The sequence below is a fragment of the Kitasatospora sp. NPDC054768 genome (assembly GCF_053612025.1).
Genome location: NZ_JBSHBN010000058.1, coordinates 33,784 through 50,030 on the forward strand (window position 1 = coordinate 33,784; position 16,247 = coordinate 50,030).

Below are 16,247 nucleotides of genomic sequence, written 5' to 3' on the forward strand. Positions count from 1 at the left end.
CGGGGCTTGGGGGGGGTTCTCTGGGCGGGCGTCCGGGGCGCCGCTGGGTGGGGGGGCCGCCCGCGGGTTGGGGGGGGGGGGCCCCGCCCGTGGGCGGGGTCAGATCTCGTCGAAGCGGAGCTGGTAGCAGTCGTCGCAGAAGGCGTCGACCGTCTCCCGGCCGTTGATCTCCAGGTCGAACGGGTCCACGCGGCGCGTGACGTCCGGCTTGACCTCGTCGCAGTAGTCGCAGCTCTCCATGTCGGTCTCCTCCGAGGTCAGGTGGTGGCCGGCGGGTTGTCGCGCTCGGCGTCGACGTGGCGGCGCAGGCGCACGGCGTAGCCGTTGCGGCAGCCGAGCGCGTCGCGGACCTTCTTCGTGCTGAGCTCTTCGCCGCGGGCGGCGAGGTCGTAGGCCAGGACGCGGACCCGGGCGATGTCGGCCGGGTCGAGGGGACGTTCCCCGGCGGTCGCGGCAGCGTTCCCGGTGGGGCTGTCCGAGGGCTCGTTCCCGGGTGCCACAGCGCCGGGTGCGGGTACGTACGACCCCGTTCGGTAAAGGGCTTCGAGGCTCTCGGCCGTGATCGGGGAAGCGTTCCGCAGACCGTCGGGAACGGTGTCGAGGTAGACGCCGTCGGACGGTCCGGAGGGCAGCGGGAGGGTGAGGGCGGGGAACGGGTCGTCGGGCATTCCCGGCCACAGATCGGCCGGCGCCGGGAGCGCGCTCAGTTCCGCCACGCGGGCGCGGGCGTTGAGCCGCTGGGCCAGCAGCTCGGCCGTCAGTCCGGGGACGGTGACGCCGTGGACGTACTCCCAGGCGATCCGCCAGGCCTCGTCGGCGGGCAGCGCGCCGAACGGGGCGGCGGACAGCAGACGGTCCGCGACCTCCCGAACGTCGGGGTGGTGCTCGGCCCGGCGGCGGGCGTGCTCGGCACGCTCCTTCGCCGTCTTCTTCTCGGCGGTGGTCGGGCCGCGGCCGCCGTGGGTCTGGAGATCGGTCAGCCAGACGGCGCCGATGCTGGACAGGGCCAGCACGAACGCGACCCACCGGGCGTCGGTGTACTGCGTCCAGCCGTGGGCGAAGTTGATGCCGGCGGCGACGGTGCCGGCGGCCCAGGCGCCGAGGCGGTAGGTGTGGGTGGAGCGTTCGCCCTCGGCCTGGGCGCCCATGGCGACCAGCGCCCACGCGCCGCCCTCCAGCATCGCGGCCAGCAGCACCGCGAGCACCCAGGCCACTTTCGCGTGGTCGAGCGCGGCGACCTGGGAGACCACGGCCGGCACGATCGAGCAGGCCTGCACCAGCCGGACGAACGCCCGCGCCGGGTTCGCCGCGATCCAGCCGGTCACCCGGCCGAAGCGCGCGGCCCGCGCCGCCCGGCGCCGCTCCCGGGCCTGCTCGGCGGCGCGCTCGTCGGCCTCGCGCCGCTGGCGGGCCGCCTCGGCGTCCAGCCGCTTCTGCTCGCGCTCCTCGCGCCGGTCCGCCCGGTCATCGGCCCGGACGGCCTGCTGGTCGGCGCGCCGCTCGGCACGGAAGTCGCCCAGTCCGCTCACCGCTGCCACCCCGCCGTCGGGGAGAAGCCGGCGGCCTCGGCGGCCTGCCCGGCCGTCAGCCGCCCGCACCGGTCGAGGGTTTCGGCGAGGCGGGTCACCTGCTCCCACAGCGTGTCGAGCAGGGCGTCGGTGTGGTCGTGCAGCGCGGCCAGGTCCCGGCACGGGTCATCAGAGGTCCCGAAGGTGACGTACCGGCCGGAGGCCTCGTCCACGGCCCGGTAGATCTCGCGGCGGTCGTTGATGGCGCCGAGTTCGGTCACCCATCCGCGCCGGGTGTTCCACCGGCCGGTCTCCCGCAGCCGCCGGTCCTGGGCCCGCTCGTCGGAGGCCAGCATCGTCAGGCCGGTGAGGAGCGGGGCCGACCAGGGACCGAGGACGACCGCCCCGCCGCTACCGACCCGGTCCGGGATCAGGCCGAGGTCGTCACGGATGAAGACCGCCTCGAACGGGATCCCGAAGTGCAGCAGGACCAGGACGTGGCCGGCCTCGTGCGTGGCGAGGGCGCGCCGCAACTCGTCCACCGGCAGGTCCAGGGCCTCCGTAACGCCCACACCCGATGGCAGCTCCGGGCGGGCGTTGCGGGTGGTCATCCCGTTCCGGAGGTCAAGGCGCCAGTCGGCGCGGTTCAGGATGTTGTTCACGCCGCCTCCCGCTCGACGCTCGCGGTGCGGCGGATCACGGCCGGGCGCCGCAGCGGCACCGGCGCAATGCTCAGCAGGCGCTCGGCGTAGGCGGCCAGCTCCGGGTCCTCCCGGCGCAGGTCCGCGAGGATGTCGCCCGCGGCGTCCATCCGGGCCGCGCGCTCGACGTCGTCCTCACCGGGAACCCCGGCGAACAGCCGGGTGAACTCCGAGTCCACGACGAGGCCGAGCGCCAGCTCGGCGAACTCGTCCTCGTTCAGGGCCGTTTGGCCTGCAACAATCGACCTCACGGGTCTACCTCTTCTCTCGCAGAGGGCGGGCCCGAGGGCCGCCGCACGTTCCTTGGCCGGGAGCGCGGCGGCCCAACTCTTGCGGGCCCAGCTACTCGTGGTGCACGAGTAGCCATGGCCACGGCCCAACCGCGAGCGGAAGGGCCGGGCCAAAGTCACTCGTTCACAGGTCGGGGCCGGCAGAGCAGGACCCGACAGGCCGTCCTTTCGGGATGTGCTCCCAGGCATGGACGGCGTTGACCTTTCGGTCTCTAGCCATCCGGGCTGCCAAGGCGCCGGTTGCCTCGGCCCGATCTATCCCGGGCCCCTTCACCCTGGGCGCGGCGGACGCCGGCCATTGACGGGTGCGTTTGTACAGGTCAGAGCAGCCCAAAGAAGGCCCCTCTGTGCCGCCCCTGTCTCACTTGGTGCGACACCCACAACATAGACAACCTGCTTAGGCAGGTCAAGAGAGTTGGGTTTCTCGCGCCTGTTGGGCACCTCCCCTAGCATTGGCCTATGGCTCTAGACCCGGATGACTCGCGCCCCCCGTATCAGCAGGTCAGCAGCTCTCTGCGGGCCTCGATCCTCACGAAAAAGCCGGGCTTCGAGACCGGCGACAAGCTGCCCTCCGGCCCTGAGCTGGCAAAGCACTTCGGCGTGGCGCGCGGCACGGTGGACAAGGCACTCGACCTGCTCCGCACCGAGGGGCTGATCGTGACCCGACAGGGGAGTGGCTCCTTCGTGCGGGAGCGGACGTCTCGGCCGGTCGGACTGCGGCCTCACCTGGAGGCCGCCTTCGAGCAGCAGCAGGTGACCCTCGACTTCGCTGGCTTCTCCAGCGAGACGTTGCACAACGCGCTGCAGGAGCCGCTCGACAAGGTCCGCTCCGGGCGGTTGGCACCGGAGTCCATCACGGTCCGCCTGCTGCTGCCGGACACCACGGCGCCGATGGCGGTGCCGGTCCTGGTCGACGGGCTTCAGGACGAGGCCGCCCTCCGGCAGCGCGCTCGGAACATCGCCCTGACGAACGCCGGCGGCATCGCGCACTCGGTGGAGATGCTGGCCGAGCTGGGTCTGGTCCAGAAGGCGAGCGTCCAGGTCAAGGTCCACCGGGCGTCCAGCCTCTTCAAGCTGTACATCCTGAACAGGTCGGAGGCCTTCTTCGGCTTCTACCCGCTCCGCGAGCGCACCGTGGCGATCGACGACACCGCCCACACCTTCTACGACGTCACCGGCAAGGACACCACCCTGTTCCACCACGCCGCCGGCCCGGATGACGCCTCGCTCGGATCGCAGTACGTCCAGCAGGCCCAGATGTGGTTCGACAGCGTGTGGAGCACGATCGCCTACGAGCGGCAGCCATGACCGCCACCGCTGAGCAACTCGCCGACGTGCTACGGCCGGTGAAGCACGTGCTGCTCGACTTCGACGGCCCGGTGTGCTCGGTCTTCGCCGGCCTCCCCGCTCCGGAGGTTGCTCGACGACTCCGCGAGGGCCTGCTCGCCACCGGCGAGCAGGCCCCAGACGGAGCGGAGGAGGAGAGCGACCCGCTCGCCTTGCTCCGGCTGATCGCGGACGCCCGTCCCGATCTCACGGATCGTACGGACGCCACCTTGGCTGCGCTGGAGACCGAAGCTGTCCGGGTCGGCCGCCCGACCCCGGGCGGAGAATCGGTTCTCCGAGCTGCTGTCCGCTCCGGCCGGCTGGTCTCCGTGGTCAGCAACAACGCGAGCGTGGCCATCGAGACGTACCTCGCCGAGCACGGTCTCAGCGACTACGTAGCCGACGTTTTCGGACGCGCCCCGGGCGACCCCTCTTCCATGAAGCCGAACCCGCGGCTCCTGCTTGAGGCCATGAAAGCCGCGGGCACTGCACCGGAGCACTGCGTCTTCATCGGCGACGCGGCCCGCGACGTCGAGGCCGGGGAGGCCGCCAGCGTCCCGACAATCGGCTACGCCAACAAGCTGGGGAAGGAAGCCAAACTGGCCGCCGCCGGCGCCGTGGTAATCGTGGACTCGATGCAGCGCATCGCCGATGCCCTGGCCTGACGAAAGCAAAAGCCTGGTCGGACAGTCGAAGCTGTCCGACCAGGCCTCATGACTGCTTGGGAGACCGAGTTGTGAACCTGGAGCACCCTGTCGCAATGTCAGGCGGGTCGAGTTGCCAGTGCGTGGCCATCAACTGGGCCTGACATTCCAGGCGGAGCTGTCGCGGCCAGCCGCCCTGGACGGTGGGCAGTAATGGTGTACCAGCCTACTCGCTCTATCCCTAAAAACGGCTCGATCCGCCTCTGGCTACTCGGCGAGACGACCCCACATGCCGCGAACGGCGCGGCAGTGAGCTAGCTACCTAAAACCTTCAATCCGATAGTGAGTCATCAAACCATCCGTCCCTCTCGGCAATCCGTGAAAGCGGAGTGGCCTTGGCGCTGATGTGCCCCATGAGCTCACGATCGGCTGCCCAGATAACCCGATCTGGAAGGTTCTTCGGATCGGCAAGAACAGCTTTCGCTTGACTGATCGTCGGAACCTGCATGTGCCCTCTGATGGTTTTAAAAGAGACGCTACCCTTCGCCGAATCCGCTCCAGCCGCCCTAAGTTCGTCGAGTGATTCATACGGATTGGGGGACTCGAGAATCTGTGTCACGAGCGCTGAGCTAATGTATGCTTTCAGTTCGCGGGTCTTGGATTTTCTCACTGCACTTCGAAGGAGTGAGATAGATTCCATTGGCGGGACTTTTTGAGAAAGAAGCAGTAGACCGACTGGGCTGATTCTCAGGCCGTCATATTGGCCATTGGAAATCGTCAGCGAAGTCTGCTGATACCCAGGAGTGACAGCGATGCCGGCAACCAACTCCGCTTGCCCGACATCCATACCGCGCATCCACCGGTCCAGCTCCTTGCATACAATTGCCACGACCTCGTGACCGCTATACGCCATTGCAGAGCTGATTACCCATCGGGCGTCTTCTTCGGAGGTAACAGCACTAGCTTGGCTACGCCACCATTCCGCATCAGATTTCCGCGTGCGCGCAAAACGGGCCCGCGCCACCGGATGGATGTTCCTATCTAGTAGGTTACCGGCGACCGCCCTTGTAACCCCACCACCTCGCGCAAAGCCGGCACCGAGCGCGAAGCCATCACTCCGAGGCCCAGATCCAATAAGCGTGACGATTAGGTCATGAGCTTCCTGGAGTAGCTGGAGGCACTCCAAACCCGCCAGATCTTCGGCGCGAGCCACCAACTTAGCAATTTCAGAAGCCACCTGGGTGACTGGGTCATCCGCAGGCTCCGCCACACCTGCTAGCCTGCTAATCGACTTCGCGATGGATGACATTCCTCTGTATTCACCCAGGACTGCCTTGACGAAGTGGTGCGAGCTCACGAACTCGAACGCCCGAAGCCCTAGGGTGAAAAAAATGTGCGGGCGCAACTCCAGCCCGATGGTTGTTCTCAGAGCCTCAAGAAGCTTGCCGCGCTCAAACCGGCTCAACCTTGAAATGTCAAGCGCGTTGGACATAATTAGAATCTGCCACAACTGGTTATCATCTGGGCTTCCAGCGATGAGCTTTGAAATCTGTCCCGGTGTAAGCACCTGGAAAGCGCGCAGAAACTGGCCGGCATTGATCCAATGACGAAGCGCGATCCCGTTTAGACTTCCGGCTCTAGAGAACCACCAATCAACTGTTTCTGTACCGTCGGTGTTTTCGACGAGTACGCGACAGGCCTGGTGGCTACAACGTTCAAGCCGGGGTGTCTTTTCGATTTGGGCGCGCATCAAACCTGCCATTCCTGCAGCGCCCGAGTCTTTGCTGACTGTTAGAATCTCCCCAGATCCGAACCATGCTGTACTGAGCAGGCTGATGCCCTGCGGGTTTGCCACCATTTCCATGGCGCTTTGAGCGATCTTAGGTTTTTGTGAGAAGACCTGGTCTCGAAGTAGCACGGCAGCGATGTGGCGGGGGTATCCAGTTAGCCCGAATTCACTGTCCGCCTGCAGCGCTTCGATAAGGTCAAGAATGTTGGCCAACTCGCCTTTGTCGGAGAAGCCTGCGAAGAATCTCATCACATTCAACCAATAAGGGTTTCTTACGAGAGATTCAAACCGATCCGACCGAGTGCCAGCATGCTCGGCACCAGGAGGAGAGGGGCGAGCCGTGGAGTAGAGGAATCTAGCTGCAAAATATTCGCGAAGCGGCTGCACCTCAAATTCGAAGGTTCCCTCGATCCTGCTCGTTAGTACCATTACGCGCTGCGTCATGCCGGTGAAGAGCTGGTCTACGATCTCCGTGTCATAGCCTTCGTTCGTGAGGTAGCGCTTCATTAGGCTCTTGAGTCGAGGCTCGCTAATATTGCCGCTGGAACTGCCGGCCTCGGCTTTGCAGTGGAGATGCCAGGCGATATACCCGTGAAGCTCAAGGATTAGGTCCCGCTTGTCACGGACGATATTGCTCTTCTCGGCCTCCCTGTCCAGAAAGGTGTCCATGTAGGCGTTGTAGAGCGCTGTGCGCTTATCCGGGAGCGATGAACCCTTTCGCTGCACCAGCCACAATAGGATGGCAAGCTGCATCGGATTTCTAGCCAGGTCGATGATGTGAGACTGATTTAGCTTGTCCCCGAGAGCCTTGCGGATATCAAGCGCTTCGCGGTCCACAATGTTCCGCGTTCTAAGCCATCCGTCTGTATAAGTTAGAACTAGGCTGAGTGGGAGGTCTGCCAGAGACAGGTAAGCATAGTCCTTCTTCGGGAACCCGGGCGATTTTGAGAAGGCGTTGGGCCTACTTGTCGCGACCAAGCGCATATCTGGACACGAATGTTCAAGCCTCAGAAAGGCGTCGTTGACCGCCGCGATGACAGCTTTGCGGTCACCAACGTCGGCTACTTCGTCCAGGCCATCGAGAATAAGAAGAATTGGCGTAGCCGAAACAATTGAATCCAGGTCGGTTACGCTGAAAGCCATTCCGCCAGAATACTCTCGGATCTGCGCGGCGAGAAAAGATTCGACGCTGCCGATCCAGTCATGAGGTTTCCCGGCGTTGGTGATGTCGAAAGGGTCCTTCTTACGAAGCCACGTTGCCAGATCTCGTAGATCGACATGGAACGGGAGCCTCAATGGGCTAGATCGGTGATCGCTTGGAAAGCGTGCAATGTCCTCATGCCCGAGAAGCCTAGCTCTGTGCACCTGGCATAGATACTGCCCTATCGTCGACTTTCCTTGTCCTGGAGCACCCTCGAGAACGAATCGAGAGACGCTTTTGGAGCCAGCTGATGGAACGCTCGCCAAGAGCAAGGATGCCGCTGGCGGACCGTTGTTCTCCCGCGCCGAGTAAGCCTCTTCAGATACTGGTCTGATGATTCCCTGCCAAGCAGAGAATGATTCGCTTGGCGAATCTTTCTCTGCTTGGGTATCCAGCATTAGTAGCCGAAGGTCAAAGACCGAGATGTCCAGTGCTGCAGTGGGCGTATCGACAAAAACATCGAGGAGCTCGGGGTTGAGATCGGCCTGCTTGAATTTAACAGTTCTGTCGCGGCCATACTGGAAGCGAAGGGCCTTAATTAGGGCCGCGATTCTCGGATCGGTTCGGGCCGTCCGAATTAGCGACTCACTGGTACTCTCTAGGCTGCGGAACCCGAGGAGCTCCATGAGGCCGTCCAGATCTCGCAGTAGCCCGTAAGTGCGCTTAATTTCTCTCTCGCCGTCTAGTCGACGGCTCACATCGTCTCTCCACCAGATCTGAGCAGGAATGGGAAGGTTATCCCTCATCCACTCGCCCATTCGGTCGAATGTTCCCGTATCCTCATGTGATGAGCACTGCGCATTGGTGACTACTACATATTTGCTGGTGCCCTTCTGCCCGAGTCGGCGAATCTTCGGGAGTTCCTTCTCAATTGCCTTTTGTAGCCAAGTGCAAATTTCTTCTGGGGTTGCCGCCCTGTTCGGGGTGGGCTTCCTAAACTTCACTTGATAGACGATGGAGTCCTGAGCTCCATCGCCCGGAACAGAGGCATCCCGGCCGCCATCTGGCATCCCCACGGGGAGGCATTGGACGTCTGGATGAAGCTTCACGAGTACTGCTTGCGCCAGCTGCTGGAACATGTCAGCGCCGAGCGACTCGTAGTCGTAGTCCTTCACGAAGCTCCCCAAGCGTGGTCACGGCTGCCCAGATCTAGCCGAGTCTACCGATCGGGCCGTCTGCGGTGGGTAGTTGGTGAAACCGAATGCTGGTTGAAGCCGTCTTGAGATGGCCGTGCAAGGAGACTGCTGCGCGGAAGGGGGTGGTGACCTCGATGCTCGCTCGACGCAGGGGTAGGACTAGTGGCGGACCTGGGTCGAGTGGAGGCCGCCGGAACCATGATCCGGACCAGGGGCGGACCAGGTGCGGCCCGCAAGCGAGAGTTGCCTGGTCAGAGCGCCCCTGGTCAGCGGCCTGTAAATCTGTCGCGCAAGCTACGCAGGTTCGAACCCTGCACCAGCCACAGGATAGAGAAACAGCCCCCGATCTGCGGAAACGCGGATCGGGGGCTTTTCGTCGTGTTCCGGCGGTTCCGCGGGGGCGGGGCCGGTCGGGCCACTTATTGCACATTGCTTGCAATTACGGGTGGCAGGCAGCAGAGTGGGGGCCGGGGGTGGGAGTCCTTCGACAGAGCTGATCGTCTTCCCAGCCGGCGACCGCCGGGACAACGGCTCGCCCCACCCCCGCCAACAGCCACCGGACGGGGCCGGCGCGGCGCGGCCGCCGCGTCAAGGGCGCGTCAAGGCCGCTCGTGGCGGCGTCAGGAACGCGTAGGGCCCGCCGGGGCGGCGGGTGCGCGGACCGCAGGATCGGACCAACTACCGACTGCGGAGGTCCGTCCGATGTCCAGCGCCACCACCCCGCCGGCCGTGACGGCCGAACCCGAGCCGCCGGACACCGGTACGGGCGACGAGCGGCACCGGCTCAGCGCGCTCGGCGGGCTGGCCGCGCTCTCGCTGGACGCCATGGCCTCGGTCGCGTACGGGCCGGAGTCGATCGTGCTGGTGCTCGCCGCCGCCGGGGCGTACGGGCTGGGCTTCACGCTGCCGGTCACCGCCGCGATCGCCCTGCTGCTGGCGGTGCTGGTCGCCTCCTACCGGCAGGTGATCGCGGCCTTCCCGGACGGCGGCGGCTCCTACGCGGTGGCCAAGGCGCACCTGGGCCGCCGGACCGCGCTGACCGCGGCCGCCTCGCTGGTCGTCGACTACGTCCTGAACGTCGCGGTCTCGGTCACCGCCGGCGTCGCCGCGCTCACCTCGGCCGTCCCGGGCCTGTACGACGACCGGGTCTGGCTCTGCCTGGGCGTGCTCGCGCTGGTCACCGCGGTGAACCTGCGCGGGATCGCCGAGTCGGCGCGCTGGTTCATGGCGCCGACCGCCGTCTTCGTGCTCTCCATCCTGGCGATCGTCGTGGTCGGGCTGTTCCGGGACGGCCCGGCCAGCACCGCGGCCGCCGCCGGCCACGCCTCGGCGCTCGCCGAGAACGCCACCGCCGTCGGCGCGCTGCTGCTGCTCAAGGCCTTCGCGGCCGGCTGCTCCGCGCTGACCGGCGTGGAGGCGGTGGCCAATGCCGTCCCCTCCTTCCGCACCCCGCGGGTCAGGCGCGCCCAGCACACCGAGGTCGCGCTCGGTGCCCTGCTCGGCGTGATGCTGATCGGGCTGGCCGTGCTGATCGGCCGCTTCCACCTCCAGCCGGTCGAGGGCGTCACGGTGCTCGCCCAGCTCGCCGACGCCTCGCTCGGCCACGGGTTCGGCTTCTACGTCGTCCAGTTCGCCACCGTGGTGCTGCTCGGGCTCGCCGCCAACACCTCCTTCGGCGGGCTGCCGGTGCTGCTCGACCTGCTCGCCCGGGACAACCACCTCCCGCACGTGTTCGCGCTGCGCGCCGACCGCCAGGTGTACCGGTACGGCGTGCTGTTCCTGGCCGCGGTGTCGGCGGTGCTCCTGGTCGGCTCCGGCGGGGACGTCAACAGCCTGGTGCCGCTGTTCTCCATCGGCGTGTTCGTCGGCTTCACCGTCTGTCAGGTCGGCATGGTCCGGCACTGGCTGCTGCACCGGCCGTCCGGCTGGCGGTGGAAGGCCGCGCTGAACGGTTTCGGCGCGCTGCTCACCGGCGTCGCGGCGCTGGTCGTCACCGGCACCAAGTTCACCGAGGGCGCCTGGGGCATCGTGGTGGCGCTGCCGCTGCTGGTGGTGCTGTTCGAGGCGGTCCACCGCAGCTACGCGCGGATCGGCGAGCGGCTGGAGCTGGGCCGGGTGCCCGGCCCGGTGACCAGGCAGCGCAGCCTGGTCGTCGTCCCGGTGACCGCGATCACCCGGCTGACCCGGGACGGCCTGTCGGCGGCGCTCTCGCTCGGCGACGAGGTGATGGCGGTGACGGTGGTGCACGAGCCGGCCGCCGCGGAGGCGCTGCGCCGGGACTGGGAGCTGTGGCGTCCGGGCGTGCCGCTGGTGGAGATCCCGGACGTCCACCGCCGGCTGGGCCGGCCGATCGCCGACTTCGTCAACGAGCTGGGGGCGGAGCACGCCTACGACCGGCTGACCGTGCTGATCCCCGAGGTGGAGCCGGCCCGCTGGTGGCAGCGGGCGCTGCAGAACCGGCGCGGCGCCGTGATCGACCGTGCCCTGCGGCGGCACACCGACGCGGTGGTCTGCCGGCTGCGCATGCGGATGTGACCAGGAGCGGGGGAGGACGGCCCCGGACGGCAGACCGCCGTCCGGGGCCGCTCCGTTTCCCGGCACGGTCCCGGCACGTTCCCCGCACGGAGAGGCACGGAGAGGCACGGCGAGGCACGGCGAGGCACGGCGAGGCACGGCGAGGCACGGCGAGGCACGGCGAGGCACGGCGACGCCCGACGAGTACCGACGAGGACCGCCGCCGCACCGCCGCCCGCCCCCGCCGGATCTCGGCCCGATCACGACGGTCTCGGTCCGGTGAAGCGCCCGTCAAGGCCGCGTCAACGTCGCGCCGTCACCCGTATGGAGGGCGTCAGGGCCCCATAACGCGCCCCTGACGGCTGGTTTGCTGCATCTGCCGGTCGTCCGCCGGCGCCGCGCGAGCCCTTCCGGCCCAGGTCGCGGCATCTCCCGAACCACTCTGGTGGAGCCCATGTCCGATCTCATCTACGTCGGTGTCACGGTCGCCGTGTTCGCCGTCATCGCCCTGATCGCGCGGGGGGTGGAGAAGCTGTGAGCGCCGAGAACATCGCTGGTCTGATCGTGGCCGTCGCCCTCGTCGGCTATCTCGTCGTCGCGCTGATCTACCCGGAGAAGTTCTGACATGAGCTCCACTCTCGCGGGCTGGCTCCAGGTCATCGCCCTCGTCGGCGCGCTGGCCCTGTGCTATCGCCCCCTCGGCGACTACATCGCCAAGCTCCTCACGTCCGCCAAGCACCTCGGAGTCGAGCGCGGCATCTACAAGGTGATCGGCGTCGACGGCGACGCCGATCAGCGCTGGCCGGCCTATCTCCGCTCGGTGCTGGCCTTCTCCGCCGTCTCCGTCCTCTTCCTCTACGGCCTGATCCGCCTCCAGGGCTACCTGCTGCTGAACCTGGGCGTTCCGCAGATGGAGGGCCACCAGGCCTGGAACACCGCGATCTCGTTCGTCGCCAACACCAACTGGCAGTCCTACGGCGGCGAGTCCGCGATGGGCCACCTGGCGCAGATGGCGGGCCTGGCGGTGCAGAACTTCGTCTCCGCGGCCGTCGGCATCGCCGTCGTCGCCGCGCTGATCCGGGGCTTCACCCGCAACAGGACGGACCGGGTCGGCAACTTCTGGGTGGACCTCACCCGGATCAGCCTGCGCCTGCTGTTGCCGATCTCGATCGTCTTCGCCCTGGTCCTGGCCGCCAACGGCGTGATCCAGAACTTCCACGGCTTTCACGAGGTCACCAACCTCGCGGGTGACGTCCAGAAGATCCCGGGCGGCCCGGTGGCCTCCCAGGAGGTCATCAAGCTGCTCGGCACCAACGGCGGCGGCTTCTTCAACGCCAACTCGGCGCACCCGTTCGAGAACCCGACCGGCTTCACCAACCTGGTCGAGATCTTCCTGATCCTGCTGATCCCGTTCGCGCTGCCGCGGACCTTCGGCCGGATGGTGGGGGACAACCGTCAGGGCTACGCGATCGTCGCCGTGATGGGCCTGTTCTGGGTCGCCTCGGTGGCCCTGCTGACCTTCGCCGAGTCGCAGCACCAGGGCGGCGCCCTGCAGGCCGCGGGCGCCGCGATGGAGGGCAAGGAGCAGCGCTTCGGCATCGCCGCCAGCTCGCTGTTCGCCGCCTCGACCACGCTGACCTCGACCGGTGCGGTGAACTCCTTCCACGACTCGTACACGCCGTTCGGCGGCGGGCTGACGGTCTTCAACATGATGCTGGGCGAGATCGCGCCCGGCGGTGTGGGCTCCGGCCTGTACGGGATGCTGGTGCTCGCGGTCGTCGCGGTGTTCGTCGCCGGCCTGATGGTCGGCCGCACCCCCGAGTACCTGGGCAAGAAGCTCGGCGGCCGGGAGATGAAGTTCGCCTCGCTGTACATCCTCACCACGCCGACGATCGTGCTGGTCGGCACGGGCGTGGCGATGGCCCTGCCGGGCGAGCGCGCCGGGATGCTCAACTCGGGCGCCCACGGCTTCTCCGAGGTGCTGTACGCCTTCACCTCGGCCGCCAACAACAACGGTTCGGCCTTCGGCGGCATCACCGTCAACACCGACTGGTACGACACCGCGCTCGGTCTGGCGATGATCTTCGGTCGTCTGCTGCCGATCGTCTTCGTCCTGGCGCTGGCCGGCTCGCTCGCCCAGCAGCAGCCGGTCCCGGCCACCCCGGGCACCCTGCCCACCCACAAGCCGCTGTTCGTGGGCCTGCTGTCGGGCGTGATCCTGATCGTCGTCGGCCTCACCTACTTCCCGGCCCTGGCTCTCGGGCCGATCGCGGAAGGTCTGTCCTCCTGATGTCCACCTCTACGCTCAACCCCGCACCGGCCGACAAGTCGGAGCCCGCCGCGCCGCACAGAGTGGCGAGCGGCCTGCTCGACCCGAAGCTGATCCTCGCGTCCCTGCCGGACGCGGTGAAGAAGCTCGATCCCCGGGTGATGATCAAGAACCCGGTGATGTTCGTCGTCGAGGTCGGCTCGGTGGTCACCACGGTCTCCGCGATAGCCGACCCGTCCGTGTTCGCCTGGGCCATCACCGTCTGGCTCTGGCTCACCACGGTGTTCGCGAACCTGGCCGAGGCCGTGGCCGAGGGCCGCGGCAAGGCCCAGGCCGACACCCTGCGCAAGACCAAGACCGAGAGCGTCGCCCGCCGGCTCACCGACTGGCCCGCCACCCGGGCCGAGGAGGAGGTGCCCGGCACCGCGCTGAGGCTCGGCGACCACGTGGTGGTCGAGGCCGGCCAGATCATCCCCGGCGACGGTGACGTGGTCGAGGGCGTCGCCAGCGTCGACGAGTCGGCGATCACCGGCGAGTCCGCGCCCGTCATCCGCGAGTCCGGCGGCGATCGCAGTGCCGTCACCGGCGGCACCAAGGTGCTGTCCGACCGGATCGTGGTGAAGATCGCCTCGGAGCCCGGCAAGTCGTTCATCGACCGGATGATCGCCCTGGTCGAGGGTGCCGCCCGGCAGAAGACGCCGAACGAGATCGCGCTCAACATCCTGCTGGCCTCGCTGACCATCGTCTTCCTGGTCGCGGTCGTGACCCTCCAGCCGATGGCCACCTACGCGGGCGCCCCGCAGTCGATGATCGTCCTGGTCGCCCTGATCGTGGCGCTCATCCCGACCACCATCGGCGCGCTGCTCTCCGCGATCGGCATCGCCGGCATGGACCGGCTGGTGCAGCGCAACGTGCTGGCGATGTCCGGCCGCGCCGTCGAGGCCGCCGGCGACGTCAACACCCTGCTGCTCGACAAGACCGGCACCATCACCCTGGGCAACCGCCAGGCCGCCGAGTTCCTGGCCGCCCCGGGCGTGTCCACCGACGAACTGGCCAGCGCCGCGCAGCTCTCCTCGCTCGCGGACGAGACCCCGGAGGGCCGCTCGATCGTGGTCCTCGCGAAGACCGAGTACGGTCTGCGGGCCCGTGCCCAGGGCGAGCTGACCCACGCCACCTGGGTGCCGTTCACCGCCCAGACCCGGATGTCGGGGGTGGACCTGGACGAGGCCGAGGGCGTCCACCAGGTCCGCAAGGGCGCGGCCGGCTCGGTCTCCAACTGGGTGACCGAGAACGGCGGTTCGGTCGGCGACGAGGTCGCCACCCTGGTCGACGGCATCTCCGCGGCCGGTGGCACCCCGCTGGTCGTGGCCACCAAGGTCGGCAGCGGGCCGGCCCGCGTCCTCGGGGTCATCCACCTCAAGGACGTGGTCAAGGAGGGCATGCGGGAGCGCTTCGACGAGCTCCGCCGGATGGGCATCAAGACCATCATGATCACGGGTGACAATCCGCTGACCGCCAAGGCGATCGCGGAGGAGGCCGGCGTGGACGACTTCCTCGCCGAGGCCACGCCCGAGGACAAGATGGCCCTGATCAAGAAGGAGCAGGAGGGCGGCAAGCTGGTCGCGATGACCGGCGACGGCACCAACGACGCCCCCGCGCTCGCCCAGGCCGACGTCGGCGTCGCGATGAACACCGGGACCATGGCGGCCAAGGAGGCCGGCAACATGGTCGACCTGGACTCCAACCCGACCAAGCTGATCGAGATCGTGGAGATCGGCAAGCAGCTGCTGATCACCCGCGGCGCCCTGACCACCTTCTCGATCGCCAACGACGTGGCCAAGTACTTCGCGATCATCCCCGCGATGTTCGCCGGGGTCTACCCGGGCCTGAGCCACCTCAACATCATGGGCCTGCACAGCCCGCAGTCCGCGATCACCTCGGCGATCATCTTCAACGCCCTGGTCATCATCGGCCTGATCCCGCTCGCCCTGCGCGGCGTGCGCTACCGCCCGTCCGACGCCAGCTCGCTGCTGCGCCGCAACATCGGGGTCTACGGCTTCGGCGGCCTGGTGGTGCCGTTCGTCGGCATCAAGCTGATCGACCTGATCGTCCAGTTCATCCCCGGCCTCAGCTGACGCAGGGAAGGAGAGAAAACCATGTCCAAGCCCCTGCCGACCACCCTCCGCACCCACTTCACCGCCCTGCGGGCACTCCTGGTGCTCACCGTGATCCTCGGGATCGCCTACCCCCTGCTGATCACCGGCATCTCCCAGGCAGCCTTCACCGACAAGGCGAACGGCTCGCCCGTGACGTCCGACGGCAAGGAGGCCGGTTCCAGCCTGATCGGCCAGAACTTCAACCTCCCGAAGAAGAACCCGGACGACCCGAAGGAGGAGGCCCGGCCGGACCCGAAGTGGTTCCAGCCCCGCCCCTCCGCGGCCGGGACCGGCTACGACGCCTCCTCCTCCAGCGCCAGCAACCTCGGCCCGAACAGCGAGGACCTGCTGAAGGCCGTCGAGGACCGCCGCGCCGCCGTCGCCGCGTTCGACGGCGTCGACCCGGCGAGCGTCCCGGCCGACGCGCTGACCGCCTCCGGCTCCGGCCTCGACCCGCACATCTCCGTCGCGTACGCCAAGGAGCAGGTCGACCGGGTGGCCGGGAACCGCGGCCTGCCGGTGGAGGCCGTGACCAAGCTGGTCGACGAGTACACCGAGAGCCGCTCGCTCGGCTTCCTCGGCAACGAGGGCGTCAACGTCGTGCTGCTCAACAAGGCGCTCAGCGAGCAGAAGTGACATCACCTCACACAGACGGGTGACCGGGCCGGCCGACCCGCGTCCGCAGACGTGCACCACTTTTCGATGGAAAGAGC

General features: G+C 67.4%; 12 protein-coding genes. 7 read left to right on the forward strand and 5 right to left on the reverse strand.

What is annotated here, in order from left to right; genetic code table 11:
* Positions 1-99: 99 nt before the first annotated feature.
* The 4 genes from ACWGKU_RS19225 to ACWGKU_RS19240 are packed head-to-tail and all read right to left on the reverse strand — an operon-like array spanning position 100 to position 2,460.
* Positions 100-240 (reverse strand): hypothetical protein, encoded by a 141-nt coding sequence (locus ACWGKU_RS19225; RefSeq protein WP_452177418.1) that lies wholly within the window; start codon positions 238-240, stop codon positions 100-102.
* A gap of 17 nt (positions 241-257) precedes the next feature.
* Positions 258-1,529, reverse strand: a complete 1,272-nt coding sequence (locus ACWGKU_RS19230) for a hypothetical protein (RefSeq protein WP_452177419.1) — start codon at positions 1,527-1,529, stop codon at positions 258-260.
* A complete protein-coding gene (locus tag ACWGKU_RS19235) occupies positions 1,526-2,170 on the reverse strand; it encodes a hypothetical protein (RefSeq protein ID WP_452177420.1) in 645 nt (214 codons plus the stop codon). Before ACWGKU_RS19235 ends, ACWGKU_RS19230 begins: the two co-directional genes overlap by 4 nt.
* Positions 2,167-2,460, reverse strand: coding sequence for a hypothetical protein (locus tag ACWGKU_RS19240; protein WP_452177421.1), 294 nt, complete (start codon positions 2,458-2,460; stop codon positions 2,167-2,169). The genes ACWGKU_RS19235 and ACWGKU_RS19240 overlap by 4 nt, the downstream gene beginning before the upstream one ends.
* Positions 2,461-2,958: 498 nt before the next feature.
* Here ACWGKU_RS19240 and ACWGKU_RS19245 point away from each other — a divergent pair, with 498 nt between their 5' ends.
* Together ACWGKU_RS19245 and ACWGKU_RS19250 are read left to right on the forward strand one after the other, a co-directional pair.
* Positions 2,959-3,807: a GntR family transcriptional regulator gene (locus tag ACWGKU_RS19245; RefSeq protein ID WP_452177422.1), complete on the forward strand. Its 849-nt coding sequence runs from the start codon at positions 2,959-2,961 to the stop codon at positions 3,805-3,807.
* Positions 3,804-4,490 carry an HAD family hydrolase gene (locus tag ACWGKU_RS19250; RefSeq protein ID WP_452177423.1) on the forward strand — a complete coding sequence of 229 codons (687 nt, stop codon included), beginning with the start codon at positions 3,804-3,806 and terminating at the stop codon, positions 4,488-4,490. The genes ACWGKU_RS19245 and ACWGKU_RS19250 overlap by 4 nt, the downstream gene beginning before the upstream one ends.
* 310 nt (positions 4,491-4,800) lie before the next feature.
* Here the strand turns inward: ACWGKU_RS19250 and ACWGKU_RS19255 are convergent, their stop codons facing one another.
* Positions 4,801-8,574: an NACHT domain-containing protein gene (locus tag ACWGKU_RS19255; protein ID WP_452177424.1), complete on the reverse strand. Its 3,774-nt coding sequence runs from the start codon at positions 8,572-8,574 to the stop codon at positions 4,801-4,803.
* A 723-nt stretch (positions 8,575-9,297) separates the two neighbouring features.
* On the opposite strand from ACWGKU_RS19255, the gene ACWGKU_RS19260 reads away from it, so the two are divergent.
* The 5 genes from ACWGKU_RS19260 to kdpC all read left to right on the forward strand — a co-directional run bounded on the left by ACWGKU_RS19260 (position 9,298) and on the right by kdpC (position 16,170).
* On the forward strand, positions 9,298-11,130 hold the full coding sequence (locus ACWGKU_RS19260; protein WP_401047712.1) for an APC family permease: 1,833 nt from the start codon (positions 9,298-9,300) through the stop codon (positions 11,128-11,130).
* A 513-nt stretch (positions 11,131-11,643) separates the two neighbouring features.
* Positions 11,644-11,733: a K(+)-transporting ATPase subunit F gene (gene kdpF, locus ACWGKU_RS19265; protein ID WP_097237446.1), complete on the forward strand. Its 90-nt coding sequence runs from the start codon at positions 11,644-11,646 to the stop codon at positions 11,731-11,733.
* Position 11,734: 1 nt separating this feature from the next.
* Positions 11,735-13,399, forward strand: a complete 1,665-nt coding sequence (kdpA, locus tag ACWGKU_RS19270) for a potassium-transporting ATPase subunit KdpA (RefSeq protein ID WP_452177425.1) — start codon at positions 11,735-11,737, stop codon at positions 13,397-13,399.
* Positions 13,399-15,513, forward strand: a complete 2,115-nt coding sequence (gene kdpB / locus ACWGKU_RS19275; RefSeq protein WP_401047710.1) for a potassium-transporting ATPase subunit KdpB — start codon at positions 13,399-13,401, stop codon at positions 15,511-15,513. The genes kdpA and kdpB overlap by 1 nt, the downstream gene beginning before the upstream one ends.
* Positions 15,514-15,534: 21 nt before the next feature.
* On the forward strand, positions 15,535-16,170 hold the full coding sequence (gene kdpC / locus ACWGKU_RS19280) for a potassium-transporting ATPase subunit KdpC (RefSeq protein ID WP_401047709.1): 636 nt from the start codon (positions 15,535-15,537) through the stop codon (positions 16,168-16,170).
* Positions 16,171-16,247: the final 77 nt, after the last annotated feature.

What these genes read in the sequence shown, in the direction of transcription:
- kdpA (WP_452177425.1), top strand. Translation starts at nt 11,735, where the DNA reads ATGAGCTCCACTCTCGCGGGCTGGCTCCAGGTCATCGCCCTCGTCGGC.
- ACWGKU_RS19245 (WP_452177422.1), top strand. Translation starts at nt 2,959, where the DNA reads ATGGCTCTAGACCCGGATGACTCGCGCCCCCCGTATCAGCAGGTCAGC.
- ACWGKU_RS19225 (WP_452177418.1), bottom strand. Translation starts at nt 240, where the DNA reads ATGGAGAGCTGCGACTACTGCGACGAGGTCAAGCCGGACGTCACGCGC.
- kdpC (WP_401047709.1), top strand. Translation starts at nt 15,535, where the DNA reads ATGTCCAAGCCCCTGCCGACCACCCTCCGCACCCACTTCACCGCCCTG.
- ACWGKU_RS19260 (WP_401047712.1), top strand. Translation starts at nt 9,298, where the DNA reads ATGTCCAGCGCCACCACCCCGCCGGCCGTGACGGCCGAACCCGAGCCG.
- ACWGKU_RS19250 (WP_452177423.1), top strand. Translation starts at nt 3,804, where the DNA reads ATGACCGCCACCGCTGAGCAACTCGCCGACGTGCTACGGCCGGTGAAG.
- kdpB (WP_401047710.1), top strand. Translation starts at nt 13,399, where the DNA reads ATGTCCACCTCTACGCTCAACCCCGCACCGGCCGACAAGTCGGAGCCC.